The organism is Nocardia sp. NPDC059154 (genome assembly GCF_042755705.1).
Taxonomy (GTDB): domain Bacteria; phylum Actinomycetota; class Actinomycetes; order Mycobacteriales; family Mycobacteriaceae; genus Nocardia.
In genome coordinates, this window is record NZ_JBHZCS010000054.1 from 30,498 (window position 1) to 46,996 (window position 16,499).

At 62.9% G+C, this 16,499-nt stretch carries 14 protein-coding genes and 1 pseudogene; 3 read left to right on the top strand and 12 right to left on the bottom strand.

What is annotated here, in order from left to right; translation table 11 throughout:
- Positions 1-33: 33 nt before the first annotated feature.
- On the top strand, positions 34-1,533 hold the full coding sequence (locus ACFXN1_RS35920) for a wax ester/triacylglycerol synthase family O-acyltransferase (RefSeq protein ID WP_379442078.1): 1,500 nt from the start codon (positions 34-36) through the stop codon (positions 1,531-1,533).
- A gap of 208 nt (positions 1,534-1,741) precedes the next feature.
- Positions 1,742-2,167 (top strand): nuclear transport factor 2 family protein, encoded by a 426-nt coding sequence (locus ACFXN1_RS35925; protein ID WP_379442077.1) that lies wholly within the window; start codon positions 1,742-1,744, stop codon positions 2,165-2,167.
- A gap of 253 nt (positions 2,168-2,420) precedes the next feature.
- Here ACFXN1_RS35925 and ACFXN1_RS35930 read toward each other — a convergent pair.
- The 12 genes and pseudogenes from ACFXN1_RS35930 to ACFXN1_RS35985 form a co-directional block, all read right to left on the bottom strand.
- Positions 2,421-2,603, bottom strand: a pseudogene (locus ACFXN1_RS35930) (hypothetical protein); the annotation flags it as partial.
- 551 nt (positions 2,604-3,154) lie between these two features.
- Entirely contained in the window at positions 3,155-3,667 is a 513-nt protein-coding gene (locus tag ACFXN1_RS35935; protein ID WP_379442076.1) for a DUF4352 domain-containing protein, read from the bottom strand.
- 248 nt (positions 3,668-3,915) lie between these two features.
- Complete coding sequence (locus ACFXN1_RS35940; protein WP_379442074.1) at positions 3,916-4,134, bottom strand: hypothetical protein; 219 nt, start codon at positions 4,132-4,134, stop codon at positions 3,916-3,918.
- A gap of 385 nt (positions 4,135-4,519) precedes the next feature.
- A complete protein-coding gene (locus ACFXN1_RS35945) occupies positions 4,520-5,104 on the bottom strand; it encodes an ATP/GTP-binding protein (RefSeq protein ID WP_379442073.1) in 585 nt (194 codons plus the stop codon).
- Entirely contained in the window at positions 5,097-5,474 is a 378-nt protein-coding gene (locus ACFXN1_RS35950; protein WP_379442072.1) for a DUF742 domain-containing protein, read from the bottom strand. The genes ACFXN1_RS35945 and ACFXN1_RS35950 overlap by 8 nt, the downstream gene beginning before the upstream one ends.
- A complete protein-coding gene (locus tag ACFXN1_RS35955; RefSeq protein WP_379442070.1) occupies positions 5,471-5,881 on the bottom strand; it encodes a roadblock/LC7 domain-containing protein in 411 nt (136 codons plus the stop codon). Before ACFXN1_RS35955 ends, ACFXN1_RS35950 begins: the two co-directional genes overlap by 4 nt.
- A gap of 22 nt (positions 5,882-5,903) precedes the next feature.
- Entirely contained in the window at positions 5,904-8,195 is a 2,292-nt protein-coding gene (locus ACFXN1_RS35960) for a nitrate- and nitrite sensing domain-containing protein (protein ID WP_379442069.1), read from the bottom strand.
- 397 nt (positions 8,196-8,592) lie between these two features.
- Positions 8,593-9,627, bottom strand: coding sequence for an MBL fold metallo-hydrolase (locus ACFXN1_RS35965; RefSeq protein ID WP_379442068.1), 1,035 nt, complete (start codon positions 9,625-9,627; stop codon positions 8,593-8,595).
- 192 nt (positions 9,628-9,819) lie between these two features.
- Positions 9,820-12,156: an MMPL family transporter gene (locus tag ACFXN1_RS35970; RefSeq protein ID WP_379442066.1), complete on the bottom strand. Its 2,337-nt coding sequence runs from the start codon at positions 12,154-12,156 to the stop codon at positions 9,820-9,822.
- A 208-nt stretch (positions 12,157-12,364) separates the two neighbouring features.
- Positions 12,365-13,462 (bottom strand): MarR family transcriptional regulator, encoded by a 1,098-nt coding sequence (locus tag ACFXN1_RS35975; RefSeq protein ID WP_379463787.1) that lies wholly within the window; start codon positions 13,460-13,462, stop codon positions 12,365-12,367.
- A 6-nt stretch (positions 13,463-13,468) separates the two neighbouring features.
- Positions 13,469-14,068, bottom strand: a complete 600-nt coding sequence (locus ACFXN1_RS35980) for a TetR/AcrR family transcriptional regulator (protein ID WP_379463788.1) — start codon at positions 14,066-14,068, stop codon at positions 13,469-13,471.
- A gap of 271 nt (positions 14,069-14,339) precedes the next feature.
- Complete coding sequence (locus ACFXN1_RS35985; RefSeq protein WP_379442065.1) at positions 14,340-15,452, bottom strand: HoxN/HupN/NixA family nickel/cobalt transporter; 1,113 nt, start codon at positions 15,450-15,452, stop codon at positions 14,340-14,342.
- Between the two features lie 346 nt (positions 15,453-15,798).
- Between ACFXN1_RS35985 and nthB the strand changes: the two genes are divergently transcribed.
- Entirely contained in the window at positions 15,799-16,491 is a 693-nt protein-coding gene (gene nthB, locus ACFXN1_RS35990) for a nitrile hydratase subunit beta (protein ID WP_379442063.1), read from the top strand.
- Positions 16,492-16,499: the final 8 nt, after the last annotated feature.

The window sequence follows — 16,499 nt, forward strand, 5'->3', positions numbered from 1 at the left end:
TCCCGGGACAGCCAACGAGGCCGGGAGGACTCCGTGGAATACTCGAACATCACCGTTCTCAGCCCAAAGGGCACGAACGTCGGAACCGCAACACCGGGAGAGACATTGGCCGCGACGGCCGGTGCCACTCCCGTTCCGGCATTGGTCATACCCACCGCGACGACGCCGGGGGAACCACGCCAACTCAACTCGCTGGACATGCATCTGCTCGACAGTGAAACTGACTGCACGCCAACGCATATCGGCGGGATCATGATCCTGGATTCGGCCAATGCGCCGGACGGGCCCCTCGATGTCGGTTCGCTGCGCCGGTTGTTCGCGGAACGGCTGCACCTGCTCGCGCCGCTGCGCCGTCGGGTCCGCACCGTCCCGCTGGGGCTGGACGTTCCGTACTGGGAAGATTGCACAACGATCGACCTTGGCTATCACGTGCGCGACGTCTGGCTGCAGGAGGGGGCGACGGAGGAGGATGTCGCCGAATATGTCGGACGGCGGCATGCGGAGACGCTCAATCGATCTCGGCCACTGTGGGAATTCCACTTGTTGTCGGGCCTGTCCGGTGGACGTCAAGCCGCGTACCTGAAACTGCATCACGCGCTGCTCGATGGTGTCTCGGCCGGGGAAGTGCTCGGGGCCATCCTGGACCCGGTTCCCAGCAATCCGCCGCAGCCATTGCCCGACGCCGGCCTTCGCCGCGACAAGACTCTGTCCACCCTCGAAATGCTCACCCGAACCATCCCGAATACGATCAACCGGCAGGCCGTCCGGGTCCGATCGGTGCTCGAAGCGGGGCCGGGTCTGTTGCGCACGGTGGAAGACCTGTGGTCCAAGTACCGCGCCGAACCATTCACCGGACCGCTCACCGCGCGGCGTGAGGTAGCGTTCACGTCGCTGTCATTGGATCAGATCAAGGCGGTGAAGTCTCGCGTCGACGGCACCATCAACGATGTGGTGATGGCGATTTGCACTGCGGCCCTCAGGAGTTGGCTGCTGGACCACGATGCGCCTGTCGACAAGCCGCTCCTCGCTGCGATACCGGTATCCATTCGCACCGAGGATCAAATGGGCACGGCCGGCAACCAGTTCTCGCTGATGTTCAGCGAACTGCCAATCACGGAACCCGATCCGGAACATCGCCTGAAGCTGATGCACAGTTCCATGTTGGAAGCAAAGGAGCGCTTCCAATCCCAACCTCCCACCATGCTGCATCACATAACGTCGATGTTGACGCCGCTGCTGCATGGGCTGACCACCCGCGGGCTCATGCGTGCGACGGCGTCGATCCTGCCACTGACAAATCTTCTCGTCTCCAACGTCCCAGGACCGAAGACACCGGTGTACCTCGGCGGTGTTCGTCTGCTGGGCAACTACCCGATCTCCGCCTTGGCGGAGACCTTTGGAGGCCTGAACATTACCGCCGTCTCCTACGGCGACCACGTGGACTTCGGCATCCTCGCCTGCTCCGACATCATCGAGGATGCCTGGGAGATTGCGCGATACCTCGAGGTCGCGCTGTCTGAGTTGGCAGGGTAACTCGAGCTCGTCCGGGGCGTCCGTCGTCGACGGCGCCGCTCCTGAAAGGCGCTCGTCCGCAGTCGATTCGGCTCGTTCGTGGCCGTGGGTGACCGTATTGATCCCATCAGATTGCGGAGGGCGCCGACCTTGACGGCACTGACATTTAGTCAGTAAGTTGGGTGTCCCAGGTCACCTTCGGTGGAACGTGTAGGGGTGGCCACTCTCGATGGAGGCGAAGTTGAGTAGTAATCACGTTGGGATCCTCACCCGATTTCATCAGTCGATTGTCGGCGGCGATATCCCCACTGCGATGGAGTTGGTTCATCCCGAGTGTGTCCTCAACGAGGCCGATGGGCTGCCGTACGGGGGCGACTACATCGGCGGCGAAGGATTCCTGCAACTTGCGACGGTCTTCACGAAAGACTTCGACGTGACTGTGCACTCCTGGCAGGCGCATGACGCGGGTGAGCTGGTGGTTGCCCAGATGTCAGTGACGTTGCAGTCCAAGGAAACCGGCCGCACGCTCGATACGTCGGTCGTGGAGCTGTATCGGTTCACTGACGAGCAGATATCAGGGATTGACGTCTTCTACAAGGACACGAAGGCGGTAGTCGACCTCGTGCCGGGAGCCGCGGGCCTAGTGGGCGCGTAGGGCGTGAGCCGTCGGCGAGAGAATCGGGTTGCGCAGATCTGCGTCGAGCTGGTGGCGAGTCACCCGATGGGGCCCAGGCCTCGCCCGTTACCTCCTTGCCGACGGCCACGCTCTCGGCGTGCAAGGGAGCATTCTGTGGTCGCTCCGGTATTGGTTGGTGCCCAAGATGTGGCGAAATCATCGGAGTATGAACATATTTCAGGCCCCGTCGGAGCCGACGGTGTCGAAGCGGACCTGGTTTCGCCGGATTTCCTCATAATGCATCCCGGCCCAATCGATGAGGGCCAGCATAGTGTCGAGCAGACTGGCCCCGAGGCTGTGCGTACTCGACTCGTGGGGATAACTCGGAGTCAGTGGTCCCAGTGACCCGGCCGTCGCGGAGAAGGTGTGGCAAGGTTAGCGTCAGCATGCGCTGGTAGATGCCCGGAATCGCGCACTGCCGGCCGGGATACCGTGATTGTCAGGCCGCTTGTCGCGTCCCGGGCCTCCCCGCTCGGTCACCCGCACTGCGGCACACCGACCAGCCAAGGCAATCGCCAACCGGGCCACCGAGATCGTCTACGAGGGCGCCCCCGCTGGTGAATCCCCGACGTCGAACGCGTCGACGTCGAAACTTCGCCGAGCAGTTTGCCGACCATCGCATCGAACATGGCATCGGCGTTGGGCTGCACAGTTTTCAGGCGCTACAACGAGACCTCGCGAACGGAGGCGGCCAAACTCCGTACTCCTTCAATTCGAGAAAGCTGCTGTCTGTTGGGCACAGAAGAATGCGTTGGGGCCGTCCTACCCTCGGCCGTCCCGTAGAGAGTTCCTATGCCATGGTCGGGCTCACAGCCCTTCGGGCGTCTTCCAGTACGAGCGGGCGATCACACGGTGAACGATGTTCCGGGTGCGCATCATCGGCGCCGCGGCGCTGGGTTCGAAGTCGGCATTGGCGTTGCTGGTGGGCTGTTGGGGTTCGTGGCCGAACCCCAACAGAGAGCCGGGCTACTTGACGGCCACGCGCACGCCACCCGAGAACGCCGAGTCATGAAGCTCGACCGCGGCCGGCACGGTGCCTTTCGGCACGTCGAAGGCGAGAATCACCGAGATCTTGTTGCCCGGATTGACATCGCTCGCGACGTTCGTGTTCAGATTGAGCTCCGCCGCAGTGTCGTTGCTGAAGAGCTTCCCCTGATCGTTGACGAGCTTCTGGTTCTCCCCGAGGTAGGTCTGGGTCTTGTCGCCGATGTTGGTGATATCGAGGTACACCAGCACATACTCGCCCTGCGCTCCCTTCTTCAGGAATTCGTTCGTGCCCACCGAACCGACCGGCGGATCAATCCGAGTAACCACGAACGAGAACTTCCCGTCCCGAACAGTCGAACCGACCGGCTCGGCGGTGGTCCGCTTCTCCTCCTGTTTGGCCACTTCGTGCGCCGCGCCACCGATCAGCAGCGCGCACCCACCGAACAGCAGGAGGATGCAGGCAAAGAATCCACCGAGCACCCACGGCCACACGCGCCGCTTCTTCGGAGGCTGGGGGTAATGCGGGGTCGGCTGCTGCGCAGGCCACGGCTGCTGGGGGAAATGGGGATTGGTCATGTTGGGATGAATTCCTTTGCGAGTTAGGAATATTGATGGAGCGACGTGATGTCAGGTCATGTCGCCGGCGACGGCGTCCGTCACAACGGCGATGAGCACATCGTTCGGACCGCTGGTACTGACCAGCTTCCTCCTGTCGAACGGTAGTGGACCTGGCTGGGCTGCTACCTCGGCTGGTGGGGGGAGTTCGTCCGCGGCGCGTTCTTCCCGCCGCGGATTTCATAGACAGCCGTCCACTTCTTGCCCGCCGGGATGTCCTGAGTGAAGCTGAAAGTCGGGTCGATCTGAACGAAGACATTGCAGCCGGCTGAGCCGTAACAGGTCTCCTTCAGAACTGTCAGCAGCAGGCTGATCTGATCGGCGGTGGGCCTGAACTCCGGCATCGGCGGGACGGTCGTGGTCGTTCTCGCCAGGGCGACGTCGGGGCGACGCCGGGAGGCGTGGAGAGGCGATCTACTCCCTCCACCAAACGGTCAGCGATCTATTCGATCTCTACCTGCCGGACAAGGACTTCGACGGATACGTCGGCCACATGCTGGAGAACCAGGCCGAAGCCGAGGCGATCAAGCAACTGAGCCGGGCACTGCTTCCTCGCTACGAATCCGTGCCCTCACAAGTCCTTGGCCGACATGCGTAACCAGGAGACCACTCGGGGCATGTCGGGATATGGGCCCCCGGATCGGCGTGGCGGGCCATATCCGCTAGCGCGTGAGTCTGGTCCATCAGTGCGGCGCACTGAATTTCGAGATCCAGGGTGGCCATAGGCGATCAGTTCAGGGCTCTCGTCGGAGCGACGTTTGCAATGAGATACTCGAGCAACCTGACCAGCACCAGCTTCGCGGAGTCGCGATCCCTGGCGTCGCAGAGCTGAACGGGCACCTGGTACGGGATATCCAGCGCGTTGCGCACCTCGTCCTCGTCGTAGAGGTCTGCTCCTTGGAAGCAGTTGACGGCGACGATGAAAGGGATTCCGCGGGATTCGAAGAAATCGACTGCGGCGAAGGATTGGTCGAGTCGGCGGGTATCGGCGAGTACGACCGCGCCCAGCGCACCCATCGACAGCTCGCCCCACATGAACCAGAACCGCTCTTGGCCGGGTGTGCCGAACAGGTAGAGGACGAGTTGGGAGTTGAGGGTGATTCTGCCGAAGTCGAGCGCGACGGTGGTGGTCGTCTTGGACTCGACGCCGGTAAGGTCGTCGACGTTCGCGCTGAGGTCGGTCAGTCGTTCCTCGGTGCGAAGGGGTGGGATCTCGCTCGTCGCGCCGACGAAGGTCGTCTTGCCGGCACCGAAGCCGCCCGCAACCAGTATCTTGACCGATTGGACACCGAGTTCCGGTGTGGTGTCACGCATTGCGAATTCCATCGAGCACCGCCTGCAGTAGTCCGAGATCGGGGTTGTCGAATGATCTGGTGGGCGATCGGTAGATCAGATAGCCCGCGCCGATCAGGTCGCTGACGAGTACCTTGACCGCGGCCAGCAAGAGATTCAAATGCGCCGAGATTTCGGCAATCGAGACGGGTCTCCCCTGACACATCCGGAGGATCTCCTCGTATTCCCGATCCAAGCTCGCGGTTTCGGTTGCGGAGTGGACCGCGACGACCAACGTGATCATGTCCAGTTCATGGAGATTCCGGCCCGCGCGCCCGCGGGTCACCGCGAACGGACGGACGAGCGGGCCGGGATCGTCGTCGAGCCAGTGGTCGTGGTCGTCGTATGTCATGGCCGCTGCTGAGTCATCGAGCCGGACATCTGGACGCGCGGTGAAGCGGACAGCTTGTCGCCGACCTGTTGCACGATCACATTCATCTCGTAGGCGACCATTCCCAGATCGGAGTCCGCCGACGCGAGCAGTGCCAAGCACGCGCCGTATCCGGCCTCTGTAACCACCAGGTAGCCGTACTCGAGCTCGATAACGGTCTGTTGGACAGCGCCTTTCGCGAATTGGCTGCCCACGCCGCGGGCCAGGCTGCCCAGTGCTGCGGCCATCGCCGCGAGGTGTTCGGCCTCCTCACGCACAACATTCCCCGAGCGCGCGATCACCAGTCCGTCCTCGGAGAGGACTACAGCCTTCTCCGCGCCGGCCAACCGGCCGACCAGATCGTCGAGTAGCCAATCCAGACCGCTCATGGAGGCACCAACTGCCGCAAAGTTATTCATTTCCCGACCATCCGTTTCCACTCGTCGTCTGGGTGTCGAACCCGCGTCCCTGGCGAGTTCCCTTCTGCAAGGAGGACATTGCGTTTCGCGCGTCAGAGGCGCTGCGCCGCGCTCTCGTCGGACCGGCAGGCGGTCCTTGCGGTAGTGCGTGCTGCGTCGTCGTGTTCTCGATCTGCAGTTGGGGTGCCAGGTGGGATTGCCGTCTGCGCTTCGGGAGAGGAGCTCGACCGGCCCGGTCACCCGAGCCCGAAGCTCGGACCACGGGGATGGGTCGCTCGGTCGGCTCGACCTCGATCTGGATGGACGCGAACGACTCTCGTGTCGGCTGTGGAGGCGGGACGTCCTGGGGCGCAGAAAAGGACTCGTAATAGTCAGGCATGTCTTCCGTACTCGTCGGGGCGAGCGGATGAAGTGGACTGTTGTAAGCGTGGACTCCCTGGTCCTCGACGACGGCTTGCTGGGCTTCGGCGACCCCTTCCAGCAACGCGGCGGGGAGCAGGGTTACCGCACTCACTCCGCCATATGCCGACTCCGAGAGCTTCACCTTGATGTTGTGTCGCCGCGCCAATTGGCCGACGACGAACAAACCGAGCTGTCGGTGGCCGGCACTGGCCATCTGCTGGAAATCCGGTGGACTGGACAGCAATCCGTTGAGTCGATCCCGATCCTCGGGTCGGATTCCGAGCCCCTGGTCCTCGATCTCGATCACGGCGCCATTACCGACGAGGTTGCCGCGCAGCGCGACCGGTGAACCCGGCGGCGAGAAGGCCGTGGCATTGTCGACCAACTCGGCCAACAGGTGGATCAGGTCCGCGACTACGGCGCCATGTACCCGAACTTCAGGCAGCCGGACCGCGTTCACCCTGGCGAAGTCTCGTGTCTCGGAGATTGCACTACGAGCGATCTCCTCGAGGCTCACCGGCCGACGCCATTTGCGGCCAGGCTGACCGCCACCCAGGATCAGTAGGTTCTCCGCATTGCGGCGTGCGCGCGTAGCCAGATGGTCGAGCTCGAACAGCAACTCGAGGTGTTCAGGGTCATCTTGCTTCGACTCCGCGGTGTCCAGCACCGCCAACTGCTGATGAACTACGACCTGACTGCGCCGGGCGATATCCAGAAAGACCTTATTGAAGCCGTTTCGTGTCTGTGCTTCCGCGGCGGCGGCGGCGAGGGCGGCTCGCTGCGCCGAATGGAATGCCTCGGCGACCTCTCCGAGCTCGTCTCTTCCCTCGTCCGCTCGACCGAGTTCGCTGTCGACGTCGACCTCTTGTCCCTCCTGCAGTCGCTGCATCATCGAAGGCAGCGTGTGGTCCGCCAACTCCAGCGTCTTGTTGCGGAGCGAACGCAGTCGCCGAACCAATGTGCGGGCGATCCTTACCGAAATGATCAGAGAGATGATGGCGACGACGAGCGCCGCGATCCCCGCGATCGACGACTGTTCGATCTGTTTGTTCGCCTCCGCGTAGGAAACATCCTGTGCGTAGCGGAAACTGTCGCTCCACATGGTTCGTAGCTTGCCGCCGATACGATCCTGTGCCGCAGTCCATTCGGACGCCGGGACCGTCAACTCCCCAGACTCACTCAGTCCTTCGTCGGCGTTCGAGATCAATTGCCAATCCGGGCTCGCCGTCAGTTGGTCGTGCTGGCTGCGGCCCGCATCGGTCATCTGTGGTGCCGACGCCTCGAGTTGGTTCCGGAAGCCGCCCGTGAGCTGCTGATACATCAAGCGTTCGCGAGGTGCCAACGGGCTGTCGTTCGCAAGTGTCGTGCTGGCAAGGCCCACGGATCGAGAGTGCAGATCCGCGGCGTGCAAGAGATTGGCTGCGACCATCTGGAGCCCAACCGACTTGGGATCCTTGGAAGCACGGCCCATATCATTCAACCCCGAGACCAGAATGCTGGTCAGGTTGGAGTAGATACCGTCGATATCGGTTGACGTCGCTCGGTGATCATCAACCGATTTGCGGATCGTCGGTAGCTTCTGTACAGCTGCTACGAAGGCCGGGAAAGACCTGGAAATCGCCTCCGCGTTGAGATTCTGCAGTTCGGGCCCAATGTCCGTCGTCTTCTGCAGGATCGTGTCGGTGTTCGCACGCGCGGTTCCGAGTTTGGCGGCGGCGGTCTGGTCACCTGCCGCGATGAGCAGGCTGTCGTTCCGCTCCGCCTGGAGAGCGACGACGAAGTCGAGCAGCAGCGGGATATGGCTGCTGAGCGCATCCGACCACCGCCTCGCATCGAGTCCGTCCTTGACCAGCTGCGCCGAGAACGCGCCTCCCATGACCATCAGCGCGACACTGGGGACGAGAACGAGGGCCAGGACCCGGGTTCGGATCGATCCAGGACTGCGAACTCGGGACCAGAGCTGTTGGGGGTAGCTCGTACCACTGGAACCTCGGTCCACCGCTTCATCGGTGGCTGCCGCCCTCATCTCGCGTCTGTCTCCTCGCGGGTACCGCTATCACGCTCTGACTCGCCTGCGGGGCCGCAACGGCACTCAGGCGTGAGCTAGATTACTGACTAAGTGTCAGGACTGCAATCCGGTTAAGTGGCGGGAAACAACCGTGAGGCGTAAGAATCTCCGCTCGGGAGTCGCTCAGCGCGAAGCGATTTCACCAGTTTGCGGCCTGTGCCAGCAGTAATGCCCGAGTTGGAGATTGCTTAGCGAGTCAGTACATCGGCGCTCATGCGCTGAGGGCGTAGGTGCGCATGTCCGTGTGGTCGGTGTAGCTCACCCGGCCCAACATGGTCAGCACATCCAGGTGCGCATGGATTTCGGTGACCGCGGACAGTTGGTGATCGATCGGCAGTTCGTCGAGTCGACGATGTCGCCGGGTCCATCGCAATGCGCGGGCCACTTCGTAGGCGGTGGCCGAGCCCGAGGCGACTTCGTCGCAGATCTCGTTGAGCCGGTGCTCATGATGGCGCACAAGTTCCTCGACTCGGCTGTGGCTGCTGGTGGTCACGGGGCCGTGCGACGGCAGCACAGTCGAATCTGGCAGATCCTGGATCAGCTCGAGTGAACGGATGTAGGAGCGAAGCGGATGTGCTTCGGGCACCCATTCGAGACCTATCGACGGAGTGACGTGCGGCAGGATATGGTCGCCCGAGAACAGCAGCTGGCTTCCCGCGTGACGGAACGCGACATGCCCCCGGGTGTGCCCCGGGGTCGCGATGACTTCGATCTCCCCGTGTCGGAGCCGAATGCGGTCCCCGTTGTCGAGCCAGCCGTCCGGTAGTCCGAAAGAGACTCCGGCTTCGTTCTCGGGTGGCCGGGTGCGTGCGAGTTCGCGAGCGAGTTCAGGTGCGCCGCAACGGGCGAGCAGTTGGGCGTGGTTGGGAAACCGGCCCGAGCGGCTGCCAAATCCTGTGATGCTGTGATATTCGGCGCGGCCGATCAGCAGGTCGCAACCGAGAGTGGAGCGCCATGCATACGCCTGGGAGTAATGGTCCCAATGGTGGTGTGTGGCAAGGCAGGTGACGATATCGCCAAGACGGTAGCCGAGCTGTCGCAGCGCCGCGGTCATGGCGTTTTCGGTGTCCGGTCCGTACCAGCCCGGGTCGATGACGACCAGCCCGTCGGTGGTTTCCAGAACATAGGAGTTGACGGTGCCAAGTCCATCGAGTGGGAGCGGGAGGGGAACACGGTGAATTCCGTCCGCGATCTGATGGGCGCCGGGTTCGGTCCAATCCTCGGGCTGCTCGGTTACCGCGGACATGTGCACCACCGTCTTTCCACTCTGTGCGAATGTAAGGCCACTACTGACTGTATGTCAGATAGGTGAGGGTGGTGACATCGCATGCCTCGCTTGCGATTCTCACGGTCCCCGCAGCCCTCGGCTCGCCGGTCGAGGCCCCGTGGTTCGGCACCGTCATCGCAATGGTTGCCGAACCGCAGGGCAAGGCTGGAGTCAGCCGACCATGGTCGGTTGCTCCTCGGGCGTGAGCGGGCCTTGATGCTCGGATCGCGTTGTCAGCTGGGTGAGCTTGGCGCCCTCGACGTCGACATCCGGGAGGATGCGGTCGAGCCATTTCGGGAACCACCATGCGGCCCGGCCCATCAGGGCCAGCAGGGATGGGACGATGACCATCCGGACGATGAAGGCGTCGAAGAAGACACCCGCGGCGAGGGCGAAGCCCATGCATTTTGCGATGACATTGTCGTTGAGCATGAACGCACTGAAGACGGAGATCATGATGATCGCCGCGGAGGTGACCACGCGGGCGCCGTGGTGGTAGCCGCTGATCATCGCTTCCTTCGGGGACTTGCCGTGGATGTACTCCTCGCGCATGCGAGTCACCAGGAACACCTGGTAGTCCATAGCGAGGCCGAATACCAAGCCGATCAAGATGATCGGCAGGAAGCTGACCAGCGGATGTGTTTCGACGAGATCGAACGTGCCTTTCTGGAAGATGAGCACGGTCGCGCCGAAGGTGGCCGCCATGGATAGCAGGAAGCCGAGCGCGGCGGTCAGCGGCACCAGAATCGATCGGAACACCAGCACCAGCAGGATGAAGGCGGCGCCCGCCACGAGCGACATGTACGGCACGATCTTGCCCAGCAGGACATCCGACACATCGATGTAAACGGCTGTGGTGCCGGTGATTCCGTACTTCATGCGGTACTGGGCGTGGAGCTCGGATTCGGCGTCACGAGCGGAGTCGACCAGCTTCTTGGTGGCCTCGTCATTGGGACCGGCCTTCGGCACGCTCGTGAACAGCACTGCCTGTCCATCGGCGCTGGGGACCGACGGCGTGAGATAGTCCATCCCGGGACTGCTGGCCAGTCGGTTGCGGAGGTCGGCCACGGCCTGTTGCCGTTTTTCCAGCGGTACCTGGGTGAGGTCCACCGCGGCAACGAGGGTGCCGTTGGAGCCTTCGCCGAAGCCCTCGGTCTGTAGCTGGTATGCCTCGCGCAGCTGGCTGCCCTTCGGGAAGGATTCGCCGCCGGGCAATCCCAGTTGCAGATCGGCGGCCGGCGCGGCCAGCAGGCCCAACAGGACGACGCCAGCCGCCAATGTCACCACGGGGGCCTTGGCGATGACCTGAGCGAACCGCATTCCCGCGGTAACGGCTGTATCGTCCTCGGGGTCGTGCCGGGCGACCAGGGGCAGCTTGGGTTTGAACAGGGACTTGCCGAGCATGCCCAGGATCGCGGGGAGCAGAGTAACTGCGACCAGCACTGCGAAGGCCGCCGACACTGCTGCGAAAATGCCCATATACGTGAGGAATTCGATCCGAACAACGCTGAGCGCGGCCAGCGCGATTATGACAGTCAGTCCGGCGAAGATCACAGACGATCCGGCGGTTCCGACCGCGATGCCCGCCGCCTCTTCCGGTGAATCGGCGACGCCCAACTCGTGCTTGTAGCGGGACACGATGAACAACGCATAGTCGATGGAGAGGGCCAGACCGATCATGGACGCGAGGATCGGGGTGAAGGTGGGCAACGTCAGCCAGGCGCTGCCGAAATAGATGACGCCGATCGCGCCGGCCAGGCCGAGGACCGCAGTGGCCACAGGCACGAAGGCGGCAACGACTGCGCCGAACGCTATGGCCATAACGACCAGCGCGACGGCGATACCGATCAGCTCGGAGGTTCCGCTGCTTTCGGGCTCGGCGGCGATCACTCCGGTCAGGTAAACGTGCAAGCCTGCCGCGCGGGCGTTGTCGGCGACTTCGTTGGCTTTCTTACGGTCTTTCTTCGTGATGTCGGACAGTTTCTCGATGCTGTATTTGACCTTGATCGTCGCCACCGATTCCGGCGCGGTCTTGTTGAGCACGTTGAGCGGCGCGCTGCTGCAGACTGACGTGAATTGGGGACTGCTCCGATCGGTCGCCAGGCAGTCGATCCCCGCAGGCTGCCCGATTATCCTGGTCGCGGTGAGCGGATCGATGAGCGGTCGGCTGTGGTCGACGATATCCAGTTCGCCGAGCTTGGCCACGAACGCCCGCAAGGCGGTCTCGTTTTTCGGGTCGGTAAGTTTCTCGCCCTTGGGCGCGCCGACCACGTAGGTGCCGGCGACGGCTGCTGGGTCGATCTCCTTCGACATGCCCGGGAAATGTTCGTCGAGAATTTCCGTAGCCCGGTCGGAGGGTATGCCGGGCAGAGAGAACCGGTCCTGCAGTGGCTTCGATATCGAGGCGCCTATACCGACTGTCAGGGCCAGAAGAACCAACCAGACGAGGATAACGATCCACTTTCGGCGGAAAGCGAACTTGCCCCACCGATAGAGGTATATGGACACGAGGAACTCCTGGCGATCGTAATGCTGTCGAATGACTCGAAACAGGCACAGGCGGGCGCGATGCACATCGTCTGCGTGGTGGAAAAGCTTGCCTACCGTCCGGTAGGTAGATTACCTACGACAAGGCGTAGTAGCAATGCTCGAGGGAGTGGCGCTGGTCGCACCGGTGTGGTCATTAGGCATTGAATGCCCACTGCCGCTGACTATCTCATCGCGTAGATGCTGCTGGCAGCATCGTTGTGGGGCATGCTTTGCGCGCTGCGGTCGCTGGTTCGCGGCAAGGATCGTTCTGGATGTCCTGCAAAGCGAAACTCAGGTATCGCCGCCAATGGTTCGGGTCGACGGTGCGGAACACCGTGGCAACCGGTCCGATTGCGGTGAAAACCGTGCGGAGGTCGATCAGTTCGACATTCTCCTTCACCTGGCCGGTTGCTTTCGCGCGAGCGAGCAGCCGCTCGAGTGGTGCTTCGACGCGATCCAGTCCGAACATGTATTGCTCTGTGCCGATAGGGATTTCGTCGCCCATTCGACCGAACCCGACGCTGTTGGCGATCCGCTCACCGACGTACCGCACGTAGTCGGAGAGTCCTTGCCAGGGGTCTGAGTGCTGCTCGGCCTTCTCGGCCTGGGCGGCCAACTCCTCGAGATATTGCTGAACTACCAGATATGTCAGTTCTCGTTTGTTCGCGAAGCGGCGATATACGGTGCCGACGCCGACGCTGGCCGCTGCGGCGATCTCATCAAGGGTGACGTTGAATGCTCGGGTATCCAGCAGGCGGTGCGATGCGGCCAGGATCCGTTCGAAATTCTGTGCGGCGTCCGCACGTTTGGGTCGCCCAACCAGCTTCGGCTCAGCGTGGTCGGGTGGGGTTCGATCAGTCGTGGCCAGTCGCCGGAGCATGTCCAGGAATTGCGTCTGCTCCTGTTCTGTCAGTGGGGAGAGGATCGCTCGGCTCTGGTGAGCGATCGGGTTACTCATGTGCTGCAACAGCTTTCGACCTGACTCGGTGGACAGAACGAGGTGTGACCAGGTTTTGGTGGGATGCGGCCCGCGCCGGACGTATCCGTTTCGTTCGAGATCGTCGACGACCGCGGTGACCGAGCTCGGGTCGGTGTCGAGCAATGCGCCCAGCTCGGATTGAGAGAGCCCGCCGTTCTCGTGTACACCCATGAGTGCCGCGTAATGTCGGCTTCGCAACTCGTAATCGCCCAGTACGTGGTTGAGTTTTCGGGTCGCCTGCCGACCGGCTCGGGCCAGCAGGAACCCGGGATTGGCTGCGAGCGTCGCGTCATTCGAGATTCTCAAGGCAGCTCACCCGCATCGTCGGGTCAGCCCGACAAGGAAGATATCGAGAAATCCGTCGAGGCTGCTTTGCGGTGCTGCCTGCGGGTGACGCGCAAGCACCTGGTACAGCATGGTGCCGATGAGAACGTCGGCGGCAGCTTCGAGATCGGCGTCGGCCCGTAGTTGCCCGGCTGCCACCGCGGCCTCGAGCCGGTGAATCAGTTGTTGCCGGTTCGGGCCGGAGAGCTGGTCGTAAAGCCGCCTCGTATTGGTGTCGCTGTCGGCGGCGGCCGCCGCCCAACCACGGAACAACGCGGCATCGGCCGGGTTGTCGAGCCGCTGCGTCAGCGCTATCACCCAGTTGCGCAGATCCGCCTCGAAGTCGCCGGTATCCGGCGGCGGAGCGGCGCTGCCGGTGAGATATCCCGAGAGCGCAGCTTCAGCGACAACTGCCGCCTTCGATCGCCACCACCGGTACACGGTCGGCTTACCGACGCCGGCTCGCGCCGCGATCGCCTCGATGGACATCTGCTCGTACCCGACCGAGGCCAAGAGGTCGCGAGTGGCCTCCATGACCGCCTGATGCGCGCGAGCGCTGCGGGGGCGACCGCGCTGCTTCTCGTCCATGAGCACGAGCCTACGAGCCGTTGTGGATTTACTTAACGGTTCGTAACGTAAGTCACGAACGCCGCTCTGGCCTGGGCATGCCGTCCAACGACACTTTCGAGGCTGGTGAGCGGATCGCGGTCGAGCTGATAGGTGTCGGCCGTAACGATTTCCAGTCGGCTACCGTTCCTGTCGTTGGAGGGTCTCGATAACCGACTCCGTCCCGCCCGAAGAACCCGCCGCCGCTTGGAGTTTCGAGACCAAACATGCCCGGTGCGGGCCGGAAAGCGGATCAGTCGGTTGCGTCAGCGGTTTCGGCTACAGCAATGGGCGGTTGGAACCGGCGTTCGACGTCGGCCAGCCGCCAGTAGCCGATCGCGATCAGCCAGATCACGACGAAGAGACCAACGATGGCGAATCCAACGTTGTTGAGGTTCAGCCCAGAGATGGCAGTCGTGATCGGGTCGCCCAATTCGAGGTCGTCGTGTAGGACGCCGACGAGCTCGATGGTGCCGATCAGCAGGGCCACGGCGACCGAGAGTCCGGTGATGGTCGCGTTGTAGAAGATCTTGCGTGCGGGATTGGCGAAGGCCCAGCGGTAGGCGACGGTCATGAATGCGCCGTCGAGGGTGTCGAGCAGTGCCATGCCAGCCGCGAACAGCAGTGGAACGACGAGGATGGCGTACCAGGGTAGGCCGCCGGCGGCGCCGTTGCCGGCGAGTACGAGCAGTGCGACTTCGGTCGCGGTGTCGAATCCGATGCCGAAAAGCAGTCCGACGGCGAACATCTGACCGGGTCGGCTGATCGAGCGGGTCAGCCCGCTCAGTAGTCGGTTGATGAAACCGCGCCGGGCGAGGATGTTGTCGAGTTCGACCGCGTCGAATTGGCCTCGGCGCAGCTGACGCCAGGTTCTGGTGATGCCGGCGAGCGCAACCAGATTCAGGATTGCGATGACATAGAGGAACACTCCGGCGAGCAAGGTGCCGATGGTGCCCAAAGTCGCTCTGGTGGCGGAGTTGTCATCGAGCAGGGTGTTGGTGACGTGGACTCCGAGGCTGAGCAGCACCGCCAGGACCGCGACGACTGTCGAATGGCCCAGCGCGAACCAGAAGCCAACGGACACAGGCCTTTTGCCATCGGTCATGAGCTTGCGGGTGGTGTTGTCGATCGCGGCGATGTGATCGGCGTCGAAAGCGTGCCGCAGTCCGAGCGTGTACGCCGTCAATCCCAGGCCGATGCCGAAAACCTGTGTGCCGACCACATAGTGGTGTGGTAGCACGGCCACGGTCAGCAGGCCCCACGCCGCGAGGTGGAGGCTGCCCACGGCGGCGACCAAACCGGCCGCTTGCCTGCGGACGCTCCAGTCCCTGCGAACGGTGCGACCTCCTCCGCTGACGATGCTCATACAGGACTCCTTTCGACTGCAGCCGCCCTGGTTGGCGGTCTACGGTAGGAGCGAATCCGGATCGAATCAATAAGTGTCGACTCATTGACATATAAGCTTCAGGCGGGTGGTCTTCGGCCGCGGATTCGCTGAGTCGAGAGTGCCCGTCGGCGCGTCCGCGCTGGTTACGGACCTGTTTCGTATCAGTAAATAGGTCAGCACTTATTGACATGTGGTGCTTGCGGTCCCTACCTTGAGGTTGCCGGGATGGTGAGCCTCGAGCCTCGAACTCACCCGTTGGCACATTCACGAAGAGGCGAATCGCGGACGTTCCATCGCCGGTCGCCATGATCACCGGGAGTACCCCATGAATGGAGTTTTCGACCTCGGCGGGACGGACGGGCTCGGGCCCGTCCTCGTCGAGGAGAAGGAGCCGATCTTCCGTGCGGAGTGGGAGAAAGTGGCTTTTGCGTTGTTCGCCAGCTGTTTCCGGGCGGGCATCTTCAACCTCGACGGATTCCGGCACGGGATCGAGAAGATGGACCCGGCCGAGTACCTGCTGTCCAACTACTACGAGCACTGGGTGCACACCGCGGAGTACCACGCCGAGCTGAAAGGCGTGTTCAGCGCTGCCGAACTGGATGAACGAACCAAGTTCTACCTCGATAACCCCGATGCGCCACTGCCCGAGCGCGACGACCCGGACCTGCTGGAGTTCGTCGACGCGGCCGTGAAGCACGGCGCCCACGCCGCCCGTGAGACCGACAAGATGGCCCAGTTCGAGGTCGGCGACGTCGTCACCGTCACCGATGACAGCCCCACGGGCCACACCCGCCGAGCGCGTTACGTCCGTGGCCGGACCGGTGTGATCACCGGCCTGCGCGGCAGCTACATCTACCCCGACAGCGCGGGTAACGGCGGCGGGGACGCGCCGGAGCACGTGTACACCGTCAAATTCGCCGCGCAGGAACTCTGGGGCGACGAGGTCGGCGACCCGAACGGCGTCGTCTACTACGACGTCTGGGAGCCGTACATCAACCACGCCGAGACCGAAAACTGAGGAGCGAC

Bases quoted from the DNA above. Each gene is read 5' to 3' on its own strand.
- ACFXN1_RS35925 (WP_379442077.1), top strand. From the start codon at position 1,742: ATGGAGGCGAAGTTGAGTAGTAATCACGTTGGGATCCTCACCCGATTT.
- ACFXN1_RS35940 (WP_379442074.1), bottom strand. From the start codon at position 4,134: ATGCCGGAGTTCAGGCCCACCGCCGATCAGATCAGCCTGCTGCTGACA.
- ACFXN1_RS35945 (WP_379442073.1), bottom strand. From the start codon at position 5,104: ATGCGTGACACCACACCGGAACTCGGTGTCCAATCGGTCAAGATACTG.
- ACFXN1_RS35950 (WP_379442072.1), bottom strand. From the start codon at position 5,474: ATGACATACGACGACCACGACCACTGGCTCGACGACGATCCCGGCCCG.
- ACFXN1_RS35955 (WP_379442070.1), bottom strand. From the start codon at position 5,881: ATGAGCGGTCTGGATTGGCTACTCGACGATCTGGTCGGCCGGTTGGCC.
- ACFXN1_RS35960 (WP_379442069.1), bottom strand. From the start codon at position 8,195: ATGGTCATGGGAGGCGCGTTCTCGGCGCAGCTGGTCAAGGACGGACTC.
- ACFXN1_RS35965 (WP_379442068.1), bottom strand. From the start codon at position 9,627: ATGTCCGCGGTAACCGAGCAGCCCGAGGATTGGACCGAACCCGGCGCC.
- ACFXN1_RS35980 (WP_379463788.1), bottom strand. From the start codon at position 14,068: ATGGACGAGAAGCAGCGCGGTCGCCCCCGCAGCGCTCGCGCGCATCAG.
- ACFXN1_RS35985 (WP_379442065.1), bottom strand. From the start codon at position 15,452: ATGAGCATCGTCAGCGGAGGAGGTCGCACCGTTCGCAGGGACTGGAGC.
- nthB (WP_379442063.1), top strand. From the start codon at position 15,799: ATGAATGGAGTTTTCGACCTCGGCGGGACGGACGGGCTCGGGCCCGTC.